Genomic DNA, 20,968 nt, shown 5'->3' with positions numbered 1-20,968 from the left:
GTCCTCACCCTACACAGCCGATCTTGGACGCGCCCGTACACCGTGTGCGTCGAGCGCGACGGCCCCGCCGGGGTGCACGAGCAGGGGATTCACCTCCAGCTCGGACAGCTCGGGATGTTCGGCGGCGGCCCGGGCGAGGACGCACAGGGCGGCCGCCGCAGCGTCCAGGTCTACGGGCGGAGCACCGCGCCAGCCGGTCAGCAGCGGCGCGTGCCGCAGCGAGAGCAGCAAGGCACGGGCCCGTTGGGGCGTGAGCGGGGCAAGGGCGACGGCTGTGTCCGCCAGGAGTTCGGCTGTGACTCCGCCGATACCTGCCATGGCGACGGGGCCGAAGGCGGGGTCGTGCCGTACGCCGACGATGAGTTCGACGGCGTACGCAGGTGCCGCCATCGCCTCCACGGCGTACCGCTCGGCACCGGTGGCGGCCCGCATCCGCGCGAACGCGGCCCGCAGCGTGCCCTCGTCGGCGATGTTCAGGGCGACTGCGCCCGCCTCGGTCTTGTGGGCCGGCCCCATCGCCTTGAGGACGAGCGGATACCCGGTGCGATGTGCGGCTTCGGCGGCCTCGTCGGCGCTGCGGACGAACTCCGCGGCGGGGAAGGCGAGTTTGTACGAGGCGAGCAGCTCGCGCACGGTCTCGTACCCCCCGTCGGGCACGGTGTGGCGGGCCGCGGGCGGGAGCGCCGGTGGGGGTGTCGGCACCAGATGCCTGCGCCGGGCCACGGCGGCGAGGGCGGTCGCCGCCTGCTCGATGCGCTCGTAGACGGGTACCCGCCCCTCCCGCAGGAGGGTCAGGGCGGGGGTGTCCCGGGCCATGGTGTGGACGAGGAGGGTCCGGCCCGAATCCCTTGCCGCGTCGACGAGTTCACGGGCCACGGCGCACTCGCGGTCGGTCTGTGCGGGGTTGGCGGTGGCGTAGTCGCCGAAGTATCCGGTGAGGACGACGGCGTCGGCGTCCCCGCTGTTGAGGAGCGTGCGCGCGATGCGGGCGTAACTTCCGAGGTCGGCCTCACCGGCGCCCGCGAGATCGACGGGGTTGCCCGGGATGCCGCACGCCGCGCGGGCGGGGAGATGCCGGGCGACCGCGGCGGCGGTGTCGGCGGAGAGCGTCGGTAGATCGACCCCGCGAAGGGTGAACGTATCGGCGGCAAGGGCGCCTTGCCCGCCGCTGTCACCGGCGACGGCGACGCGAAAGGGGGCCCGGTGGGGCGAGGCGACAGAGCGGGGCATCCCGGTCGGGGCGACGTCCGCGGGTGTCGCGTGTGGTGTCCCGCCGGGGCCGGCTACCGGCTCCGCCACAGGATCTGGCCCATCGGGTGCGGGCACGCCGGACAGCAGCAGCACCGCCGTGTCCACCAGTTCTCCCGCCGTGTTCAGCAGGAGCGCGCCCGCGTCGTCGCAGACCGCCTCCACCGTCGCGCGGGCGCTCACCAGTGCGCCCGTGTGCGAGGCCGCCGCGCGGCCCGAAGCCGCGCTCGCGCCAACCGTCAGCAGCAGCACCGGCTTGCCCGCCTCGCTCGCCGACGCAAGGACGCCGGCCAGCCGGCGGCCGTCGCGGAAGTCCTCCACGTACGCGGCGATCACCCGCGTCGGCTCGTGCGCGATAAGTGCCTCCAGAGCGTCCGCCGCGTCGATGTCCCGCTGGTTGCCGAGCGAGACGAAGCGCGAGAAGCCCTGACCGGCGCGGGCGAGCAGGCGGCCGATCTCCAGGGCGAGGTTGCCGCTCTGCGAGACCAGGCCGACCTCGCCCGCCGGGAACTCGCCCCAGCTGAGCCGCAGTTCGCTGGTGGTGTCGACGATGCCCATGCAGTTGGGGCCCAGCAGTCGCGCCCCGCGCGCCCGGACCAGCTCGGCCAGTTCATGTTCCTCGGCGGCGCTCGTACCGCCCGAGGTGATCACCGTGAAGCAGCGCGCTCCCGCCGTGAGCCCCTCGGTCACCACGGGCCGCACCTGCTGCGGTGGGACGGCGATGACCACATGGTCCGCGGGCCCGGGGAGCGCGGCCAGGCCGGGGAGGAAGGGCACCCCGTTCAGTGCGCCGCCGCGCCGGTTGACGAGGTGGACCGTGCGGCGGGCCCGCCCTGCGAGCGCCCCGGCCGCGAGCCAGTATCCCCACTTCTCCGGATTGTCCGAGGCGCCGACGACGGCGACCGACCCCGGGTCGAAGAGGGCGTCGAGCGACGTCGTCATCCGTACCAGCCGAAGCGCTCGGCGACGACCGGCAGCCGGTCGGCGACGATGGCGTGGGCGGCGGCGCGCGGGGTCGTCCCGTCCGCCTCGGCGCGCGCCAGCATCTGGCCGATCAGCGCCCGCATCGAGCGGCGGGTGTAGGCGAACGCCTCGTCCGCGTCGGCGCCGATGTCCCCGAACAGCGTCCACCACCACCACGCGTTGGTACCGGAGTTGACGACGACATCGGGCAGCACGGTGATCCCGCGCCGCGCGAGCATCTCCTCCGCGTCCGGCAGCACCGGCATGTTCGCCGCCTCGACGACCAGGCGGGCCGTGATCTGCGCCTGGTTGGCCGTGTCGACGGCGTACGAGACGGCCGCGGGGACCAGCACCTCCGCGTCGACGGACAGCCAGGCGTCGCCCGGCAGTTCCAGATCACCGGGCCGCAGGGCCGTACGGTCGACGGTGCCGTACGAGTCCCGCGCGGCCAGCAGCGCGTCCACGTCCAAGCCGTCCGGGTTGGCCACCGTGCCCTTGATGTCGGCGACGGCGACGATCCTCAGCCCGGCGCGGGCGAGGAAGCGGGCGGTCGCGCCGCCCATGGTGCCGAGTCCCTGGACGGAGACGCGCGTTCCCTCGTACGGCACCCCCGCCCGGTCGAGCGCGACAAGGACCGACTCGGCGACGCCGCAGCCACCGACCAACTCGTCGAGGCCGATGCCGTCGACCTCGACGGCGAAGGCGTCCGCGAGCCGCTTGCGTGCGGAGGCCTCGTCGTCGAGGAGGTGGTAGACGGCCTGGATGGAGGAGACGAGACCGGCCTCCTCGGCGGCGCGGTCGACGATGTCCTGAGTGAGGCCGAGGTCCTCGCCGGTGGTCCACATCGTCTCGATGTACGGCCGCACGGCGCGCAGATAGCGTACGAGGATTCCGTACGCCCGGGGGTCCTGCGGGTCGCAGTCGATGCCGCCCTTCGCACCGCCGAGCGGGATGTACCGCCCATCCGGGTTGTAGTGCAGGGCCTCCTTCATCGTCATCCCGCGGGCCAGCCCGGTCACCTCTTCCAGCGTGCAGCCCTCGCGCATACGCAGTCCGCCGCTGGACACCCCGCGCACGAGCCGGTCGACGACCAGATGGCCCTGGCGCCCGGTGACATGGTCGGTCCAGGTGAGCGACAGCAGGGGAGTGGTGGTCATCCGGGGGTCTCCTCGGGAACGGTGATCACGGTGGGGCCTGGGGTGGCCAGGGCCCGGGTGAGGGCGGAGGCGAGCGCGCCGGGGGTGGGGGCGTGCACACCGTGCCCGCCGTAGGCGCGGGCGAGGGCGGACAGATCGACGGGCGCGAGGTCGACGGCGGCGGGTTCGTCACCGCGCGCGGCCATCTCGTCGCGGATCTCCCCGTACCCGCCGTTGTCGAACACCACGACGGGAAGGGGCAGTTGGAGCTGGACGGCGGTGGCGAGCTCCTGCACGGAGAACTGCAGCCCGCCGTCCCCGCTGAGCGCGATCACCTGGCGGTCCGGGTGCGCGGTCTTGGCGCCGATGGCGGCGGGCAGGGCGTAGCCGAGGGTGCCGAATCCGGTGGGGTGCAGATAGCGCGCGCCGGGGCCGATGGGCAGATGCGGCAGGGCCCCGTAGTAGCAGCACTGGGCGCTGTCGGAGGTGATGACGGCGTCGGCGTCGAGGACGCTGCGGATCGCCTGGAGGTACGGCAGCCAGCGCGCGTCCCGCTCCCGGGTCTCGTCGTCCCGCGCGAGACGCAGAGCGGCGACCTCCCCGGAGGTACCGGGCGTGCCGTCCCCCGCGTCGTCGGCTCCGCTCCCCTTGTCCAGTACGCGGCGCAGATCCACGGCACGCGGCACCGCATCCCGCCCCGGACGCAGCGCGGTGACGTTTCCCCCTTGGCCCCGGCCGGCTCCGGCGTCCCTGCACGCGGCCAGCAGCGCGCCGAGCACCTGCTGCGCGTCGCCCACCAGCGCGACGTCCGCCGGGAGTGCCGCGTACATCTGCGCCGGGTCCACGTCGACACGCACCAGCGTTCCGCCCAGGGGCGGCGGTTCCGACCACAGGTCGGACTCGGCCAGTTCGGTCCCCACCGCCAGCACCACATCACGCTCGGTCAGCCACTTCTGAACGGCCGGGCTGTGCAGCGAGACGCCCAGTGACAGCGGATGGGACTCGTCCACGATCCCCTTGCCGTTGGCGGTGGTGACGACGGGTGCGCTCAACTCCTCTGCCAGGGCGAGCAGTTCACCCGCCGCGCCGCGCGCCCCGCCACCCAGCACGAGCGCGGGCCGGCTCGCCGTGCGCAGGGCGTCGGCGGCCTCCCGCAGCCCGGTCGCAGGGGGGATCAAGGTCCCGGCCGCCGGGGCGCCGCGTACCTCGCCCGCCTTCTCCGCGGTCTCCAGCAGATCGAGCGGAATCTCGATGTGCGCGGGCCGCGGCCGCCCGGTGGCGAAGAGCGTGAACGCCCGCGCGACCGCGGCGCCGATCTCGTCGGCCGTCGACACCCGGTGGCTGAACGCCGCGACGCCCCGCAGCGCCTCGGTCTGGCTGCGCATCTCGTGCAGCAGACCGGTCGACTGGCGCGGGTGGCGCAGCGGCATGCCGGGCGAGACCACGAGCAGCGGCACGCTGTCGGAGTACGCCTGGCCGACCGCCGCCGCGATATTCAGCAGCGCGGGCCCCGTGGTGGTGATCGCGACCCCGGGCTGCCCGCTGACCCGGGCGTACGCGTCGGCCGCGTATCCCGCGCCCTGCTCATGACGTGGCGTCACATGGGCGATTCCGTATGCGGCGAGATGCCGGTAGATCTCCAGGTTGTGCGTGCCCGGAATGCCGAAGGCCTGGGTGACGCCGTGCGCAGTCAGTGCCCGGACGACGGCCTCGCCGCCGGTCACAGCCGTCGACGCCATGTCACATGCTCCTGGAGATGATCAGCCGCATGATGTCCGAGGTGCCTTCCTCGATCTCCTCCAGCTTGGCGTCCCGCATCCACTGCTCCACGGGGAACTCTCGGGAGTACCCCCATCCGCCCAGCGTCTGGACCGCCGCCCAGGTGCAGTACGCGGCCGTCTCGGAGGCCGTCACCTTCGCCATCGCCGCCTCGGTCGTCGCGTCGAGCCCGGCGTCGAGCCGCTTGGCGGCCCGCCAGGTCATCAGCCGGGCCTGCTCGATCCGGGTGCGCATGTCGGCGAGCCGGAAGGCCACGGCCTGGTGCTCGATGATGGGCTTGCCGAACTGCAGCCGGGTCTTGGCGTAGTCGCGTGCGTACTCGTACGCCGCGCGGGCCACGCCCGTCGCCGCCGCGCCGAGCACCGCGCGCGAGATGTCGAACGTCCGCATGAGGCCGTGGAAGCCCTCGCCCTCGCCGCCGAGCCGGTCGGCCTCGGGCACGAAGGCGCCGGAGAAGAAGATCTCCCGGCAGACGATGGCGCGCTGGCCCATCTTGCGCATCGGCTCGCCGAAGCTGACCCCTTCCGTGCCCTTGCGGAAGAGGAAGGCGCTGACCCCGCGCGAGCGCTGCGAGGGGTCGGTCTTGGCGAAGACGACGTACTGCTCGGCCTCACCGGCGTTGGAGATCCACGCCTTCTGGCCGCTCAGCAGATAGCCGCCGTCGGTCCTGGTCGCCGTCGTCACGATGGAGGCGGCGTCCGAGCCCGAGCCCGGCTCGGTGGTAGCCAGGGCGGTCATCGGGGTGTCCGGGCCCGCGAGCGGCGTGAGCCAGGTCCGCTTCTGCTCCGCGCTGCCGAGGGCGAGCAGCGGGTCGGCGAAGAAGCCGTTGGAGCAGAGCAGATTACCGACGCCGAGATCGCCGACGCAGAGCTCCTCCTGGACGAGGCACTGTGTGAACACGTCGGTGTAGCCGCCGCCTCCGTACTCCTCGGGGAGCATGAAACCCGTGATGCCGACCTTGGCGGCCTTGCGCCACAGATCCCATGGCGTCTCGGTGTCCGCCTCGTCCACCGCGCGCGCCCGCGGCCGGATCTCCTCGCGGGCGAACGCGCGGCTGAGGTCGACGATGTCGCGCTGTTCGGTCGTGAGCGGGACCAGCTCGGTGGGGAGCTCGGACATGGTGCCTCCAGGCACGACGAGGACGGAGTAACTGAACCGTCGGTCAGTATCTGGAGGCGTGCGCTCCCGTGTCAACATGATCGTCAACATGCCCCGCCCGGTGCCCCGCCCGGCGGACCGGGCGGCAGACCGGGCGGATGTCCGGGCGGCGAGCGGGCGTCAGACGGAGGCGGACCCGGGCACGGCCCCGGGGGCCGGAATCTCGCAGTGGTCCTTGAACCCCTGGCTCGTCAGACCGAGCGCCGAATTCATCCGCGAGCGCAGGTTCTCCACCGCCACGATCGCCGTGAGCTCGACGAACGCGGCCTCCCCCAGCGCCGTGAGCAGCCGCTGGGCCTGCTCGTCCTCGACCGCGGGCGGATTGGCGGTCATCGCCTCCGCGTACTCCATGACATCGCGCTCCAGCGCGGTGTACGCGTCGCTGTCGCGCCACACCGGCACATCGTGCAGCTTGCGTACGTCCATGCCGCGCTCCCGGCTCACCCAGTGGCCGAAGTCCATGCACCAGCTGCAGCCGATCGACGCGGCCGTCGCCATCTCGGCCAGTGCCTTCAGATCGGCGTCGAGGTGCTTCCACTTGGCCACCGACTGCTCGAAACGCAGATCGCTCCAGAGCACCCGTGGGTTGTGGGCCAGCGCCCGGGCGGGGTCGAGCACCTTTCCGTACACGCGCCCGGAGTACCACTCGGTGAAGCGGAAGAGCAGCGATCGGCGCGGGGTGAGGGAGATACGGGCCATGACGGGCCTCCTGAGATGTGGACGGTGTCCTTTCACGCCTACGACGGACGGGGCGTGGCCGGATGTGACATCACGACCTGCGGCCGGGAAAAGATCTTCAGGAACACCCGCACCGGGACGGGCGTTGCCTGGTCATGACGGAAAGCGCGCAGCAGGACGCCTTGCTCAGGCTGGTCGCCGAATGCAAAGGCGGGGTGCTGGTCACCCTCAAGCGGGACGGCAGGCCCCAGCTCTCCAATGTGAACCACTTCTACTATCCGCAGGAGCGGACCATCCGGGTGTCGATCACGGACGGCCGGGCCAAGACCGCGAACCTGCGCCGCGACTCCCGCGCCTCGTACCACGTCACGAGCGACGACCGCTGGGCCTGGACCGTCGCCGAGGGCACCGCCGAGCTCTCTGCGGTCGCGGCCGATCCGTACGACGAAACGGTCGAGGAACTGATCACCCTCTACCGCGACGTCAGCGGCGAGCACCCGGACTGGGACGACTACCGCCGTGCCATGGTCCGCGACAAACGCATCGTGCTCAGGCTCCGGGTGGAGCGGGCCTACGGCCAGCCCCGCGGCTGACCTCTGTCGGACCCCACGCACATAATGAAGACACCACACCGACCTCAGGAGGTGCCGTGACTGGCACTGGTCCCCACAACCCGCTGAGTTCCCGGCTGCGCGCGCTGCGGCCGGCCGCTTTCGGCGCCGACCCGTCCGGCGAGCGGTGGGAGCGGATCAAGCGCTCACCGAACTTCTCCGACGGCGTCTTCCAGAACCCCGTGGGAGCCAGGACCAGGCCGTCCGGCGGTTCCATGATCGAGTTCGCCAAGATCTACTTCCGCAAGGAGGCGCGGGCCCGCCGCTCCCCGGTCGGGCGCGTGCCCCTCCATGCCACCCCCCTCGCCGACCTGGCCAAACCGCCCGCCTCCGGGCTGCGGCTCACCTGGATGGGACACTCCAGCGTCCTCGCGGAGATCGACGGGCGGCGGGTGCTCTTCGACCCGGTCTGGGGCGAGCGCTGCTCCCCCTTCCCCTTCGCCGGTCCCAAGCGGCTGCACCCCGTGCCCGTCCCGCTCGCGGCCCTCGGCCCGGTCGATGTCGTCGTGATCTCCCACGACCACTACGACCACCTCGATCTGCCCACCATCCGGGCGCTGGCCTCCACCGACACGATCTTCGCGGTGCCGCTGGGCGTCGGCGCACACCTGGAGCACTGGGGCGTGCCCACCGACCGGCTGCACGAGCTGGACTGGAACGAATCGGCGGAGGTGTCGGGCCTCCGGCTGACCGCGACCCCGGCCCGGCACTTCTGCGGCCGCGGAATCCGCAATCAGCAGCACACACTCTGGGCGTCCTGGGCCGTCGCGGGCCCCGAGCACCGCGTCTACCACAGCGGTGACACCGGATACTTCCCCGGATTCAAGGACATCGGCGCCGAGCACGGCCCCTTCGACGCCACCATGATCCAGATCGGCGCGTACAGCGAATACTGGCCGGACATCCATATGACGCCCGCCGAGGGCATGCGCGCCCATCTCGATCTCCAGGGCGGCGAGCCGTCCGGCGCGATGCTGCCGATCCACTGGGGCACGTTCAATCTCGCGCCGCACCCGTGGGCCGAGCCCGGGGAGGGCACGGTCGCCGCGGCCGCGGCGGAAGGCGCCCGTATCGCGCTGCCGCGGCCCGGCGAGCCCTTCGAGCCGACGGCCGAGAGTATTCCGTCCGAGCTGTGGTGGCGCGCGGCGGCGACCGCGCCCGCCCAGGGCTGGGCCACCTCCGGCGACAAGGGCAGCAGCCCCGAGGTGGCGCCCACCGCCTGACCCCGACGCGTCCCTGGGCTCCCGTCGGCCCGCGCCCCCGCCGACACACCCGGCGGGGGCGCGTTTTCGGCCTGCCGTGCGAAGGGTCATACCGGAGCGGGAATGAATCGGGAATGAATAGCGGGCAAGTTTGTCAACTGCCCCCCGCACGTGCCCCCTTGGCCACTACCGTGTGTGCCCGGTGATCCACGATGGGCTTTTCATGCGTACGCCGAGCCTATCGTCGAGCCGAAGCTGACCACTTGCAGTACGCCGATTCCTGGGGCCCCACGTACCAAGGACACTGATGTCTCAATTACGCGCACCCGCCGCGCGGCCGGACCGTCGGGAGGGCGGGCGCCATGGCCGGCCAGGCGCCCGCTCCCTGTCGTCAGCCGGAAGGTCGCAACCCGTGCCGTCGTCGCCGGAAGCCCGTATACGCCCTCAACTCCAACGCGCCGCAGTGCTGCCGGCAGTCATCGCCGCCCTCAGCGGAGCGACTGCCGTGCTCTTCACGATCCGCGCCGCCGCGCTGCGGCCCACCGTCGGACTCTGGGCCGTACTGGCCGGTGCCGCCGTACTCGCCATCGCCGCGGTCGCCGCGGCGGCCATCGGCGCGGACCGCACGGCCAAGTCCGTACTGGACCGCTGTGCGGCCCTGCGCCGCTCCTCCGCACGCGGGCAGGCCGATCTGCAGACGGTCGTCGAGCAGCTCAGACGGGGAGAGGGACCGCCCGCGCGCCGTTCCCCCCTGCCCGCGCCACTCAACGGCGACGAATTCGACCTGCTGACGCAGGAGCTGAGCCGCTCGCACGACGCCGCCGTGGCGGCCGTGGTGCAGGCTTCCCGGCTCTCCAGCAGCGTCGGCAACGAACAGAAGGTCGAGGTCTTCGTCAATCTGGCCCGGCGGCTCCAGTCGCTGGTCCACCGGGAGATCCAGCTCCTCGACGAGCTGGAGAACGAGGTCGAGGACCCGGAGCTGCTCAAGGGCCTCTTCCATGTCGACCACCTCGCCACCCGCATCCGCAGGCACGCGGAGAACCTCGCCGTCCTCGGCGGTGCGATCTCCAGGCGGCAGTGGTCCAACCCGGTCACGATGACGGAGGTGCTGCGTTCCGCGATCGCGGAGGTGGAGCAGTATCCCCGGGTCAAGCTGGTGCCGCCGATCGACGGCACACTGCGCGGCCACGCCGTCGCCGACGTGATCCACCTGCTCGCCGAACTGGTCGAGAACGCCACCCTGTTCTCCGCCCCGCACACCCAGGTGCTGCTGCGAGCCCAGCACGTCACGGCCGGACTCGCCGTCGAGGTCGAGGACCGCGGCCTCGGTATGCCGGTGGACGAGCAGAACAAGATGAACGCCCTGCTCGCCGACCCCGACCAGGTGAACGTCGCCCATCTGCTGCAGGACGGGCGGATCGGCCTCTTCGTCGTCTCGGCGCTGGCCCGCAGGCACGGCATCGCGGTACGCCTGCAGACCAACATCTACGGCGGCGTCCAAGCCATCCTCGTACTCCCGCAGGGGCTCCTCGGCGCCGAGCCCGACGCACTCCAGCAGAACGGTGCGGCCGCCGTGTCCGAAGCCGCGGTGCGCCCGAGGGGAGAGACGAGCGTCACCCGGGCGACCGCGGTACGCCCGCCGATTCCGCAGCAGCCCCACTCCCCGCCGCAGTTGCCACAGCAGCAACAGAGGCAACCGCAGCGGGAGCCGACGCACGCCACCACGTTCGGCTCGGGCCCCCTGCCCGTACGGCGAGAGCACGCGGACCGCCCCAACCCGGCGGCAGCCACCCCCGGTGTCAGTCAATCCGACATCAGCCATGCGGGCGTCAACCACGCGGCACCCCCGCCGAGCTCACCCGCCGAGGCCCCCGACGTGGTGCGCGGCACCATGGGCCGCCCCCAACTGCCCAAGCGCCGCAGCCAGGAGCACCTCGTCCCCCAGCTTCGGGACGCCCCGGCGCCCCGCAAGGGCGACGATCACGCCCTCCACGACCCGGGCCTGATGGCGGCCTTCCAGCGAGGCATCGGACTGGCAGAGTCCCAGCCCCTCGCGGACAGCGCGACGCTGCCTGACCCGCAGCGCCACGACAACACCTCCAAGGAGTAGATCACCATGGTGAGCGATGTGCCGAACGGCCATGCCTCGGACCTCGACTGGCTCCTCAGCGGCCTGGTCCAGCGCGTGCCGTACACCCGAAACGCGGTACTGCTCTCCTCCGACGGGCTGGTGAAATCCGTGCACGGCCTGGACCCCGACAGCGCCGACCACATGGCGGCGCTCGCCTCCGGCCTCTACTCCCTGGGCCGCAGCGCCGGAGCGCGCTTCGGTGACGGGGGAGAGGTGCGCCAGGTGGTGGTGGAACTGGACTCGACTCTGCTGTTCGTCTCCACAGCGGGTTCCGGCACCTGTCTCGCCGTGCTCGCCGGGCGGGAGGCGGACGCCGCGGTCCTCGGATACGAGATGGCGATGCTGGTCAAGAGCGTACGGCCGTATCTGACCACGCCCGCCAGACATTCGGCCGGGGCGCCGAGTGTCGCGGGGCAATGAAAGTGCCGTCCCCCACGGACGGGCCACTGCTCGACGACGCGGCCGGCCGGCTCATCCGCCCGTACACGGTGAGCGGTGGCCGCACCCGTCCGACGGCCGCGCTGGACCTGCTCTCCCTCGTGATGGCGACCGGGACCGCGCCGCAGACGCACTTGGGCCCCGAGCACGCCACGGCGCTCGACCTGTGCGACGGGCCGACGTCGGTAGCCGAGATCTCCGCGCATCTCAGGCTCCCGGCGGTCGTCACCAAGGTGCTGCTCTCCGATCTGGTGGACTGCGGCGCGGTCACCGCGCGGGCGCCGCGCTGCAACGACTCACTCACGGACCGTTCATTGCTGGAGGCGGTGCTCGATGGCCTACGACGACGGCTCTGAAGTCGACGACCTCTTCCCGACTGCTCTGAAGATCCTGGTCGCGGGCGGATTCGGAGTGGGCAAGACGACCTTTGTGGGGGCGGTCAGCGAGATCGAACCCCTCAGTACGGAAGAACTGCTGACCCAGGTCAGCGTGGCGACCGACAGACTCGACGGCATCGAGTCCAAGACCACCACGACGGTCGCCATGGACTTCGGCCGGATCACGCTGGACCGGAGCCATGTGCTCTATCTGTTCGGCACACCCGGCCAGGAGCGCTTCTGGTTCATGTGGGACGAGCTCTCCGAGGGTGCTCTCGGAGCGGTTGTTCTCGCCGACACGCGCCGGCTCGAGGACTCCTTCTCGGCCGTGGACTTCTTCGAGCGGCGCGGCATCGGATTCGTCGTCGCCGTCAACGAGTTCGACGGCGCCTACCGCTATGAACCGGAAGAGGTACGGGCCGCGATCGACCTCAAGCCGGAGGTGCCGGTCGTCCTGTGCGACGCACGTATCGCCAGCTCGGGGATAGGAACACTGGTCACCCTCGTCCAGCATCTCCTCACCACCACCCCGGCGCCGGCCGCGCCGGCCCCGAGCTACGGAGCACAGATATGACGTACGACCCGACCGGCCATCTGCTGCTGACCCCCGTCGACCGCGAGGCGCCCGAACGCGTGCGGCGGCTGCGCCAGCTCGGCTTCGGGGACCGGCCGGACCCCGCCTTCGACGAATTCGCGCACAAGCTCGCGGAGGTGACCGGGGCGCCGTTCTCCATGGTCAACTTCATTGACGAGCACCGGCAGTTCTTCGCGGGGCTGCACACACCCTCCGGTATGCACACCGGCAGCGATCTGGGCGCGGCGGCCGTGGCGGGGGACGGCGGGGTCAGCCGTTTCATGGCGCGCGACCACGGCTACTGCCCTCATGTGGTCGTTCGGCGCAAGGCGCTCGTCCTGGAGGATGTCTGCGACTATCCGAGGTTCGCGGGCAACCCGGTCGTCGACGAGATCGGCATCCGCTCCTATCTCGGGGCGCCGCTCATCGACCGTACGGGGATCGCACTGGGCACGATCTGTGTCGTGGACACGGAGCCGCGGCCGTGGGGGCGCGCGGGCCTGGAGACGATCAAGTCGCTGGCGGCGGAGCTGATCGAACAGATCCACCGCCGCGAGGATGGCCGGATCTAGGGCCTGTGTGACGTCGTGATCAATCAGTTGCCTTCAGCAGGTCGTTGATCCAGATCATGGAGGCGCGGAGGTGGAGGCCGGCGAGGTAGCTCTCGGGTGTCTTGTCGTATCGAGTTGCGATGCCCCGCCAGGCTTTCAGCTTGTTGATCAGGCGCTCGACGGTGTTCCGCCCCTTGTAGAGTTCGGCGTCGTGGCGTGTGGGCCGGCCGCCCCGGCTGCCTTTCTTCTTTCGGTTGGCGGCCTGGTCCTTCTTCTCCGGGATGACTGCCTTGATGTTGCGTTTCCGCAGGTAAGCGCGGTTGGCGCGGGATGAGTAGGCCTTGTCCGCGGCGACAGCGTCAGGCCGGGTCCGGGGACGGCCGACCGGTAGACGGACCCGCACCTTCTGCAGCACGGGGACGAACTGCGGGCTGTCGGCGGCCTGTCCTGCGGTCAGGACGAACGACAACGGACGGCACTTGGGGTCAGCGGCGAGATGAACCTTGCTGGTCAACCCGCCACGGGACCTGCCGAGCAGGGCTTCCTTCAAGCGGAGCTTGCGCCGTCGCCTGATGTGCCGCCGCTCGTCCTGGCCGGGGGCGTCCCTTCCGTCCTGTCCGTTCTGTTCCGGCGGGCCGCCCCCTTTTGCCGGGGCCGTTCCTGGTCAGCGGCGGCTTCCTCGAGGGCCTCCATGACCTCCTTGCCGATGCACATCCCGGCGGCGTCGTGGTGGGCGCGGGCGGTGGTGGAGTCCACGCTGACCAGGGACAAGTCCGTCTGCCCCTGGCGGGCGGCTTCAGCGATCACGCCTTCCAGCAGCGCGGTGAAGACGCCGGCGTCCCTCCAGACCCGGAAGCGGCCGTAGACCGTCGGCCACGGGCCGAACTCGCCCGGCATCTCCCGCCACTGACTGCTGGTGCGGAACCGCCAGATCACCCCCTCGAACTGCTCACGCAGCCGCTCGGGGTACGGGCCGTACTCGCCTATCGGCAGGAACGGCTCGATCAACTTCCACTGCTCGTCGGTGAGTTGCCTGCGCGTCACGATCGTCTTCCTACCGGATCCGGCTTCCAAACGAATCCGGATCGGCAAGATTGATCACGACGTCACACACGCCCTAGCGGGGTTGCCCCGAGGCCCCGGGTACGCCTCTCGGAGGCGTACCCGGGGCCTCGGGCGGAGCTCAGGGTCGGTCAGACCGCCGGTTGCAGCCTCACCGCGTCGGACAGCCGGTCCGACCACTCGCCCTTCGACGTGCCCAGCGCCACCTCCGCCAGGCGCAGCAGCTGGATGTCGGAGGTGCCTGCGGGGGCGAACATGTGGAGCGCGTCCCGCAGATACCGTTCGATGGGGCGGTCGGTGAAGAGCCCGGCCGCGGCATGCACCTCCATGGCGTTGCGCGCGGTGTCGATCGCCGACTCGACATTGACCAGCTTCGCGTTCATGAGCTCCGCGTCGCACGGCAGGCCCCGGTCGAGCAGATGCACCGCGTGATACGCGGCGAGCCGTGCGGTCATCAGCCGCGACTGCATCTTCCCCAACTTCAGCTTGATCGACTGCAGATGGTGCAGGGGGTTGCCGTAGCGGTGGCGCTCGGCGCAGAAACGCGCGGTTTCCTCAAGGATCGCCTGATGGATGCCGAGCGACACGGCGGTGAGGTTGGCCCGTCCGTAGAGCACGCTGGAGGAGTACGCCACGGCCAGTCCGTCGCCCTCCTCGCCGAGCCGGTTCGGCGCGGGGACACGGCAGTTGTTGAAGTGCAGTTCGCCGAAGCTGAAGCCGTGCAGCCCCATGGCGGGCCGCTGCTCGCCGACGGCGCAGCCGGGGCGGTCCGATTCCACCAGGAAGGCCGTCAGCCCCTTGGAACCCGGAGCGGTCCGCACCACGACGCCGTGCAGATCGCCGACATGGCTGTTGCCCACATACACTTTTCGGCCGTTGAGAACGTAGTCGTCGCCGTCCCGTACGGCGGTGGCGCTCATGCCCAGCACATGGCCGCCGGACTCGGGTTCGGTGACGGCGATCGTCGGCAGACAGTCGCCGGCGGCGATGGCGGGGAGCCACGTCTTCTTCTGCTCGTCGCTGCCGAAATGGATGATCTTGGCGACGCCGAGCTGCGAGGCCTGCACCATCGCGCCCATCGCCCCGCTGACCCTGGACAGTTCCTCGATGATGATGGTCTTGGCGAGATGCCCGACCCCCATGCCTCCGTGTTCCTTGCTGATAGTCGCGCCCAGCCAGCCCTGCCGGGCTATCAGCCGGGACAGTTCGCGGTGGACCGAGCGGGCGGTCTCCATCGCCGGGATCCGTGGACGTACCTCGGTCTCGGCGAACTCGCGGACATGGTCGCGTAATTGGTGATGCAGTCGACTGGCGAAGTAGCCGTCCATCGCGAGTCCTCCTCTGCGAAACGCCTGCCCGGGCAGTTGTTCGAGCAGGTGGTGCATCGGCAGTGATCTCGTCCCGAACAGGCCGACCACCTCATGGTGTTGATCGCTTTTCGGTGGCACAAGATCGATACCAACTTTGGCCGGAACGCAGGCCGTTGACGTTTGATTGAGGATGTGTTTCGTGTGGTACGGGCCTGTCCGGTCCTGCCGTACGGCATTCCCCCTGTGCCTCTTTCTGCCACATGCCAACGGCAAAGGTTTGGTGGGCATGTGGCACTGAGGGACAGGCGCGAGTCTCAGACGTGCATATTTGCGACATCCGGGAACACCGGAAGAACCGATACGGCACACACCCACACCGAAAAGAACGCATGCGAGCGCGACCGACAGGCGCGGAGGGCCGCAGTGCGGGCGTACGGAGGCGCTACCCGGCGCGCGAAGTGTTTGCCAGGGGCGCAGGGGGCGCACGCCCCTGTGTCTTTGTGGCCTCGGGGCGCTGCTACGCGGACGGGACTTTGAAGACACTCGCGGGCAGGTGGGAAGCGCTTTCTCGCCACGTCGCACACCGTGAGTGGTGCCTCGCAAGGGGTCAATGGGTCGGGAGCGCCCTCTGTGGCAGCGCCCAGGTGGGCGCCCGGTGGGTGCCCGCTGAGTGTCAGTGCCGCGCCGTACGGTCTTCGTATGGCCACTGCCGACGACGTACGCAGACTTGCGCTCTCGCTGCCCGGGGCGATGGAGAAGCTCGCCTGGGGCATGCCGACGTTCCGCCTGGAGAGCGGGGGAAGGATCTTCGCCTCGCTCGACGACGACGACAAGGCGATGGGGGTGAAGTGCCCGAAGGAGGACCGGGAGGAGCTGATCGCCGCCGAGCCGGAGAAGTTCTTCATGCGGGCGGGGCACGACGACAACTTCGCGTGGCTGCGCGTGCGGTTGGCTGCGCTGGAGGACGAGGAGGAGCTGTACGCGATACTGGTGGACTCGTGGCGGCAGGCGGCTCCGCGGAAAATGCTGGACGCGCACCCGGAGTTGGCCGGGCGGGGGTGAGGGTGCGGGCTGCCTGCGGCGCGATCCCCTACCCGCCCTCCTCCGTCTGGGGGGACCCCAACCTCCTCGCGCCTCGAACACCGTGATCCGGTCGCGCAAGCCGCCCGCGTCCAGGCCGGGCGCCGCTACGTGCTCGCCCAGCCGGCGGTAGCGGCGTAGCTCCCGGCGGGAGACGCCCAGGCCCAGGACCGGTCACCTCCAGCCCCTCCGTCGCCGCAAGGACGTTGCCCAGCATCGGTCCGACCATGACATATGGGTGAAACCGCCCGCTGGCCAGTCGTACAACGCTCCCGCGCTGACCAATACGCCGCCCACCCCCTGGTGGCCGAGGTCCAGCTTCACCTGCTCGAAGGGTCGCTCGACCAAGAAACTGGCGAAGGTGTGCATGATCGGCCGCATCCCGGCCAGTGCCGGGTGCAGTCGTTCCGGGCGGTCGAATCCGTCCCTGCTGATCTCGGCCGGCATGAGGGCGAGCCTCGGGTCCTCGTCCCCGCCCGGGGGAAAGCGGTTCGTGACCACCAGTCGAAGTGCGGTATTGTTCTCATGCGCGTTCGGCCGGGGGAAACCCCAGGTCAGACGGGCACCGGGACGTGGCGCAGCTTGGTAGCGCACTTGACTGGGGGTCAAGGGGTCGCAGGTTCAAATCCTGTCGTCCCGACCAGCGTTTATGCAGGTCAGAGGTCGTATCGGAGTCTTCCGATACGACCTCGCCGGTTTTCCGGGGGCATGACACCGGCTCCTGGCATGGACATCATCAGCGGGGAACCGGCCGCGCTCGCCGTTGGAGGTGCTGTCCAAGGGGTTCGGCAAGCGGCCCACCGTCGTCTCCACGGACGGTCCGGCGTATCAGCGCCACCGCGCCCCGCTGAACCGCGGGCTGTCCGCCGGGCGGATCGCCTCACTCGTCCCGTACGCCGCCGAGCGAGCCGGGGCGCTCGTCGACGGCTTCGCCGCAGGACCTGACGGCCGGGTCGAGCTGATGGAGGCGTACGCGCGCAAAGTGGTTCGCCCGCAGGCTCCCCGGCCTGCGGACAGATCACCTCCGCGCTGACGTACGCGATCTCTGGGCGAAGCAGCGCCCGGCGACGGGATCTGTCAGCCGCGCCGCAGCAGATACGTGTCCATGATCCAGCCCTTGCGGGCACGCGCCTCGGCACGCAGCCCCTCGATCCGCCCGGACACCTCCGCGAGCCGGCCCGAGACCAGGATCTCGTCCTCGGTGCCCACGTAGGCGCCCCAGTAGATGAAGAGATCCTGGTCGAGATGGCGGGTGAACGCCTGTCGTGCGTCGAGCATCACCACCACGTCGTCCACGCCCTCGGGCCAGCCCTCGGCGAGCCGGCGGCCCGTGGTGATCTGCACCGGGCGGCCCACCCGGTTCAGACCGGTGCGGTGCCTGGCCAGCAGCGACGAGACGCTGCTGATGCCCGGCACCACCTCATGCTCGAAGGCGACCGTGCCCCGCTCCAGGATCTCCTCAAGGATGGCGAGCGTGGAGTCGTACAGCGCGGGATCGCCCCAGACCAGGAACGCACCGCACGCGTCCTCACTCAGTTCCTCGGCGATGAACCGCTCGTACAGATCGGCACGGCGGCGGCGCCAGTCGTCGACAGCGGGGGAGTAGTCCGATGTTTCCCGGTCCCGCTCCGGATCGCGCGCCTCGACCAGACGGTAGGCGCGGTCCTCGACATGGGCGTCGAGAAGGTCCCGCCGCAGCCTGGTCAGATCCGACTTCTCCTCGCCCTTGTCGAGGATGAAAAACGCATCCGCCTTGTTCAGCGCCTTGACGGCCTGCAAGGTCAGCTGGTCGGGGTCGCCCGCCCCGATGCCGATCACATAGATCTTTCTCACCCCACCGATTATGCGGGGCATCCCTCATCCGGCTGTATGCGGGACTTACCGGGGCTGCCGGTGGCGGCATATCCTCCGACCATGCGTGTCGCACTCTTCGTCACCTGCGTCAACGACGCGGTGTATCCGGCCACGGGCATCGCGACCGTCAGACTCCTGGAACGGCTGGGGGTCGAGGTGGACTTCCCGGCGGCGCAGACCTGTTGCGGACAGCCGCAGTACAACACCGGCTACCGGCGAGAGACCGAGCCTCTGGTACGGCGGACGGCGCAGGCATTCGAGGGCTACGAATACGTCGTGACGCCGTCGGGGTCGTGCGCGGCGATGGTGCGGGAGCACTATCCCAAGTTCGGGGAGAGCGCACTCCCGGCCCGTACGTACGAACTCACCGAGTTCCTGATCGACGTCCTTGGTGTCACCGATGTCGGCGCCTGCTTCCCGCACACCGTCACCTACCACCCCTCCTGCCACGGGCTGCGGGCCCTGGGCCTGGGGGAGCGGCCACGCAGGCTCCTCGAAGCGGTCAAGGGCCTGGAGCTGAGGGAGCTGCCCGGTGCCGAGGAGTGCTGCGGCTTCGGCGGCACCTTCGCCGTCAAGAACCCCGACGTCTCCGCCGCCATGGGCCAGGACAAGGTCCGCAGCGCCCTGTCCACCGGCGCCGAGGTGCTGTGCGGCGCCGACAACTCCTGTCTGATGCACATCGGCGGCATCCTGCGCCGCCAGGACGCCCCCCAGCGCGCGCTGCACATCGCCGACATCCTCGCCAGCACCGAAGAGGAGCCCCTGCTGTGAGCGGTACGTATCTCGGCATGCCGTCCTTCCCCAAGGCCGCCAGGGACGCCGTCCACGATGTGACGCTGCGTGCCAATCTGCGCCACGCCACCCACACCATCCGCGACAAGCGGGCCAAAGCCGTGGCGGAGCTGGAGGACTGGGCGCTGCTGCGTGAAGCGGGCAAGCAGATCAAGAACCACACGCTCCGCCATCTCGACCGCTATCTGGAGCAGTTGGAGTCGGCAGTCGTCGCGGCCGGGGGCACCGTCCACTGGGCCGCCGACGCCGCAGAGGCCAATCGCATCGTCGCCGATCTGGTGAAGGCGACGGGCGAGAGCGAGGTCGTCAAGGTCAAGTCGATGGCCACCCAGGAGATCGGCCTCAACGAAGCGCTGGAGGCCGAGGGCATCGCGGCGTACGAAACCGACCTCGCCGAACTCATCGTGCAGCTCGGCCACGACCGCCCGTCCCACATCCTCGTCCCGGCCATCCACCGCAATCGCGGCGAGATCCGCGACATCTTCCGCAAGGAGATGGGCAGTTGGGGCAGAGCGGCCCCGGAAGGACTGACCGACACCCCCGCCGAACTCGCCGAAGCCGCGCGCCTGCATCTGCGTGAGAAGTTCCTGCGCGCCAAGGTCGGTATCTCCGGTGCCAACTTCATGGTCGCCGAGACCGGCACCCTCGTCGTCTTCGAGTCCGAGGGCAACGGGCGGATGTGTCTGACCCTCCCCGAGACCCTGATCTCCGTCGTCGGCATCGAGAAGGTGGTCCCCACCTGGCGCGACCTTGAGGTCTTCCTGCAGACCCTGCCGCGCTCCTCGACCGCCGAGCGCATGAACCCGTACACCTCGATGTGGACGGGAACGGCCGACGCGGACGGACCGCGGACCTTCCATCTGGTCCTGCTCGACAACGGCAGGACCGAGACGCTCGCCGACGAGGTCGGCCGCCAGGCGCTGCGCTGCATCCGCTGCTCGGCCTGCCTGAACGTCTGCCCGGTGTACGAGCGGGCCGGCGGCCATGCCTACGGCTCCGTCTACCCCGGCCCGATCGGTGCCATCCTCAGTCCCCAACTGCGGGGGATCCAGAGCGAGATCGACGCCTCGCTGCCGTTCGCGTCCTCGCTGTGCGGCGCCTGCTACGAGGTGTGCCCGGTCGCCATCGACATCCCCGAAGTCCTCGTCCACCTCCGGGAGAAGGTCGCGGACCAGGGCGGCAAGGGGCACCGCGTCGAAAAGGCGGCGATCAAGGCGGCGGGGTGGATCCTCGGCCATCCGGCCGCGCTCGCCGCCGGGGAGAAGGCCGCCGCCAGGACCCGCAAACTGCATCCTAGGAAACTCCCGGGCACGGGGGCCTGGACCGCGGACCGCGAACTGCCCGAACTGCCCGCCCAATCCTTCCGTGACTGGTGGAAGAAGAACCGCACATGAGCGCCTCACGCGAGCGCATCCTCGCCCGTGTCCGTGCGGCTGTGGCCGACGCCCCCGAGGCGCCCGAGCCTGCCCGCGACTATCTGGAGAGCCATACCTCCGGCGATCCGGCCGAGATCCTCGAGCTGCTGCACGAGAACCTCGCCGACTACCGGGCGATCGTGCACCGCGCCACCGAAGGCGAACTGCCCGCCCTCATCGCCGAGTTGCTCGACACGCACCGTGCGCGGTCGGTCGTCGTACCGGACGGGCTGCCCGAAGCCTGGCTCGCCGACACGACCGCCGAACAGCGCACGGACGACGGTCCGCTCACTCCGTACGAGCTCGACGCCATCGACGCCGTGGTGACCGGCTGCTCCCTCGCGATCGCCGAGACCGGCACGATCGTCCTGGACGCGGGCCCCGGGCAGGGGCGCCGGGCGCTCACGCTCGTTCCCGATCTGCACATCTGCGTCGTCAGGGCCCCCGGGCAGATCGTCGCCTCCGTACCGCAGGCGATGCCGCGCATCGACCCGACCCGCCCGCTGACCTGGATCTCCGGTCCCTCGGCCACCAGCGACATCGAGCTCGACCGGGTCGAGGGCGTCCACGGCCCCCGCACCCTTGAGGTCGTACTGCTACGGGACTGAG

19 protein-coding genes, 1 tRNA gene and 2 pseudogenes are annotated in these 20,968 nt (G+C 70.5%); 13 read left to right on the top strand and 9 right to left on the bottom strand.

Annotated elements, in window-relative coordinates:
- Positions 1-9: 9 nt before the first annotated feature.
- The 5 genes from OG905_RS06535 to OG905_RS06515 all read right to left on the bottom strand — a co-directional run bounded on the left by OG905_RS06535 (position 10) and on the right by OG905_RS06515 (position 6,983).
- Positions 10-2,190, bottom strand: a complete 2,181-nt coding sequence (locus tag OG905_RS06535) for an acetate--CoA ligase family protein (protein ID WP_328666646.1) — start codon at positions 2,188-2,190, stop codon at positions 10-12.
- Positions 2,187-3,368 (bottom strand): glutamate dehydrogenase, encoded by a 1,182-nt coding sequence (locus OG905_RS06530; protein WP_328666645.1) that lies wholly within the window; start codon positions 3,366-3,368, stop codon positions 2,187-2,189. Before OG905_RS06530 ends, OG905_RS06535 begins: the two co-directional genes overlap by 4 nt.
- Positions 3,365-5,086 carry a thiamine pyrophosphate-dependent enzyme gene (locus OG905_RS06525; protein WP_328666644.1) on the bottom strand — a complete coding sequence of 574 codons (1,722 nt, stop codon included), beginning with the start codon at positions 5,084-5,086 and terminating at the stop codon, positions 3,365-3,367. The genes OG905_RS06530 and OG905_RS06525 overlap by 4 nt, the downstream gene beginning before the upstream one ends.
- Position 5,087: 1 nt before the next feature.
- A complete protein-coding gene (locus OG905_RS06520) occupies positions 5,088-6,245 on the bottom strand; it encodes an acyl-CoA dehydrogenase family protein (protein ID WP_328666643.1) in 1,158 nt (385 codons plus the stop codon).
- Positions 6,246-6,404: 159 nt separating this feature from the next.
- Positions 6,405-6,983 carry a carboxymuconolactone decarboxylase family protein gene (locus OG905_RS06515; RefSeq protein WP_328666642.1) on the bottom strand — a complete coding sequence of 193 codons (579 nt, stop codon included), beginning with the start codon at positions 6,981-6,983 and terminating at the stop codon, positions 6,405-6,407.
- A 134-nt stretch (positions 6,984-7,117) separates the two neighbouring features.
- Here OG905_RS06515 and OG905_RS06510 point away from each other — a divergent pair, with 134 nt between their 5' ends.
- The 7 genes from OG905_RS06510 (at position 7,118) to OG905_RS06480 (ending at position 12,867) form a co-directional block, all read left to right on the top strand.
- Entirely contained in the window at positions 7,118-7,555 is a 438-nt protein-coding gene (locus OG905_RS06510) for a PPOX class F420-dependent oxidoreductase (protein WP_328666641.1), read from the top strand.
- A gap of 56 nt (positions 7,556-7,611) precedes the next feature.
- On the top strand, positions 7,612-8,796 hold the full coding sequence (locus OG905_RS06505) for an MBL fold metallo-hydrolase (RefSeq protein WP_328666640.1): 1,185 nt from the start codon (positions 7,612-7,614) through the stop codon (positions 8,794-8,796).
- A gap of 286 nt (positions 8,797-9,082) precedes the next feature.
- The gene (locus OG905_RS06500) at positions 9,083-10,885 is read left to right on the top strand and encodes a sensor histidine kinase (RefSeq protein WP_328666639.1); all 1,803 of its coding nucleotides are present in this window, start codon (positions 9,083-9,085) and stop codon (positions 10,883-10,885) included.
- Positions 10,886-10,891: 6 nt separating this feature from the next.
- Positions 10,892-11,326, top strand: a complete 435-nt coding sequence (locus OG905_RS06495; protein ID WP_328666638.1) for a roadblock/LC7 domain-containing protein — start codon at positions 10,892-10,894, stop codon at positions 11,324-11,326.
- Positions 11,323-11,700 carry a DUF742 domain-containing protein gene (locus OG905_RS06490; protein WP_328666637.1) on the top strand — a complete coding sequence of 126 codons (378 nt, stop codon included), beginning with the start codon at positions 11,323-11,325 and terminating at the stop codon, positions 11,698-11,700. The genes OG905_RS06495 and OG905_RS06490 overlap by 4 nt, the downstream gene beginning before the upstream one ends.
- The gene (locus OG905_RS06485) at positions 11,678-12,295 is read left to right on the top strand and encodes a GTP-binding protein (RefSeq protein WP_266483631.1); all 618 of its coding nucleotides are present in this window, start codon (positions 11,678-11,680) and stop codon (positions 12,293-12,295) included. The genes OG905_RS06490 and OG905_RS06485 overlap by 23 nt, the downstream gene beginning before the upstream one ends.
- Positions 12,292-12,867, top strand: a complete 576-nt coding sequence (locus tag OG905_RS06480) for a GAF domain-containing protein (protein ID WP_328666636.1) — start codon at positions 12,292-12,294, stop codon at positions 12,865-12,867. The genes OG905_RS06485 and OG905_RS06480 overlap by 4 nt, the downstream gene beginning before the upstream one ends.
- Positions 12,868-12,886: 19 nt before the next feature.
- Here OG905_RS06480 and OG905_RS06475 read toward each other — a convergent pair.
- Positions 12,887-13,890 (bottom strand): annotated as a pseudogene (locus OG905_RS06475) (IS5 family transposase).
- Positions 13,891-14,039: 149 nt separating this feature from the next.
- Complete coding sequence (locus OG905_RS06470; RefSeq protein WP_328682076.1) at positions 14,040-15,236, bottom strand: acyl-CoA dehydrogenase family protein; 1,197 nt, start codon at positions 15,234-15,236, stop codon at positions 14,040-14,042.
- A gap of 681 nt (positions 15,237-15,917) precedes the next feature.
- Here OG905_RS06470 and OG905_RS06465 point away from each other — a divergent pair.
- The gene (locus OG905_RS06465; RefSeq protein ID WP_328666635.1) at positions 15,918-16,280 is read left to right on the top strand and encodes an MmcQ/YjbR family DNA-binding protein; all 363 of its coding nucleotides are present in this window, start codon (positions 15,918-15,920) and stop codon (positions 16,278-16,280) included.
- Between the two features lie 75 nt (positions 16,281-16,355).
- On the opposite strand, the pseudogene OG905_RS06460 reads toward OG905_RS06465, so the two are convergent.
- Positions 16,356-16,802: pseudogene (locus OG905_RS06460) on the bottom strand (hypothetical protein); the annotation flags it as partial.
- A 62-nt stretch (positions 16,803-16,864) separates the two neighbouring features.
- On the opposite strand from OG905_RS06460, the gene OG905_RS06455 reads away from it, so the two are divergent.
- Both OG905_RS06455 and OG905_RS06450 read left to right on the top strand, forming a co-directional pair.
- Positions 16,865-16,941, top strand: a tRNA-Pro gene (locus OG905_RS06455).
- Between the two features lie 126 nt (positions 16,942-17,067).
- Positions 17,068-17,331, top strand: coding sequence for a hypothetical protein (locus OG905_RS06450; RefSeq protein WP_328666634.1), 264 nt, complete (start codon positions 17,068-17,070; stop codon positions 17,329-17,331).
- Positions 17,332-17,375: 44 nt separating this feature from the next.
- On the opposite strand, the gene cobF is transcribed toward OG905_RS06450, so the two are convergent.
- Positions 17,376-18,131 carry a precorrin-6A synthase (deacetylating) gene (gene cobF / locus OG905_RS06445; RefSeq protein ID WP_328666633.1) on the bottom strand — a complete coding sequence of 252 codons (756 nt, stop codon included), beginning with the start codon at positions 18,129-18,131 and terminating at the stop codon, positions 17,376-17,378.
- A gap of 81 nt (positions 18,132-18,212) precedes the next feature.
- On the opposite strand from cobF, the gene OG905_RS06440 reads away from it, so the two are divergent.
- The 3 genes from OG905_RS06440 to OG905_RS06430 are packed head-to-tail and all read left to right on the top strand — an operon-like array spanning position 18,213 to position 20,967.
- Complete coding sequence (locus OG905_RS06440; RefSeq protein WP_328666632.1) at positions 18,213-18,923, top strand: (Fe-S)-binding protein; 711 nt, start codon at positions 18,213-18,215, stop codon at positions 18,921-18,923.
- Positions 18,920-20,338 carry a LutB/LldF family L-lactate oxidation iron-sulfur protein gene (locus OG905_RS06435; RefSeq protein ID WP_328666631.1) on the top strand — a complete coding sequence of 473 codons (1,419 nt, stop codon included), beginning with the start codon at positions 18,920-18,922 and terminating at the stop codon, positions 20,336-20,338. The genes OG905_RS06440 and OG905_RS06435 overlap by 4 nt, the downstream gene beginning before the upstream one ends.
- Entirely contained in the window at positions 20,335-20,967 is a 633-nt protein-coding gene (locus tag OG905_RS06430) for a LutC/YkgG family protein (RefSeq protein WP_328666630.1), read from the top strand. The genes OG905_RS06435 and OG905_RS06430 overlap by 4 nt, the downstream gene beginning before the upstream one ends.
- Position 20,968 lies beyond the last annotated feature (1 nt).

The organism is Streptomyces sp. NBC_00322 (genome assembly GCF_036147535.1).
In the GTDB taxonomy this organism is placed as follows: domain Bacteria; phylum Actinomycetota; class Actinomycetes; order Streptomycetales; family Streptomycetaceae; genus Streptomyces.
Note: the sequence above shows the minus strand (reverse complement) of the source record. Positions and strands in the feature narration are given on the sequence as shown.

Coding starts and splice junctions, on each gene's coding strand:
- OG905_RS06495 (WP_328666638.1), top strand. CDS start 10,892: ATGGTGAGCGATGTGCCGAACGGCCATGCCTCGGACCTCGACTGGCTC.
- OG905_RS06530 (WP_328666645.1), bottom strand. CDS start 3,368: ATGACCACCACTCCCCTGCTGTCGCTCACCTGGACCGACCATGTCACC.
- OG905_RS06440 (WP_328666632.1), top strand. CDS start 18,213: ATGCGTGTCGCACTCTTCGTCACCTGCGTCAACGACGCGGTGTATCCG.
- OG905_RS06465 (WP_328666635.1), top strand. CDS start 15,918: ATGGCCACTGCCGACGACGTACGCAGACTTGCGCTCTCGCTGCCCGGG.
- OG905_RS06525 (WP_328666644.1), bottom strand. CDS start 5,086: ATGGCGTCGACGGCTGTGACCGGCGGCGAGGCCGTCGTCCGGGCACTG.
- OG905_RS06470 (WP_328682076.1), bottom strand. CDS start 15,236: ATGGACGGCTACTTCGCCAGTCGACTGCATCACCAATTACGCGACCAT.
- OG905_RS06515 (WP_328666642.1), bottom strand. CDS start 6,983: ATGGCCCGTATCTCCCTCACCCCGCGCCGATCGCTGCTCTTCCGCTTC.
- OG905_RS06430 (WP_328666630.1), top strand. CDS start 20,335: ATGAGCGCCTCACGCGAGCGCATCCTCGCCCGTGTCCGTGCGGCTGTG.
- OG905_RS06535 (WP_328666646.1), bottom strand. CDS start 2,190: ATGACGACGTCGCTCGACGCCCTCTTCGACCCGGGGTCGGTCGCCGTC.
- OG905_RS06490 (WP_328666637.1), top strand. CDS start 11,323: ATGAAAGTGCCGTCCCCCACGGACGGGCCACTGCTCGACGACGCGGCC.
- OG905_RS06480 (WP_328666636.1), top strand. CDS start 12,292: ATGACGTACGACCCGACCGGCCATCTGCTGCTGACCCCCGTCGACCGC.
- OG905_RS06520 (WP_328666643.1), bottom strand. CDS start 6,245: ATGTCCGAGCTCCCCACCGAGCTGGTCCCGCTCACGACCGAACAGCGC.
- OG905_RS06500 (WP_328666639.1), top strand. CDS start 9,083: ATGTCTCAATTACGCGCACCCGCCGCGCGGCCGGACCGTCGGGAGGGC.
- OG905_RS06510 (WP_328666641.1), top strand. CDS start 7,118: ATGACGGAAAGCGCGCAGCAGGACGCCTTGCTCAGGCTGGTCGCCGAA.
- OG905_RS06485 (WP_266483631.1), top strand. CDS start 11,678: ATGGCCTACGACGACGGCTCTGAAGTCGACGACCTCTTCCCGACTGCT.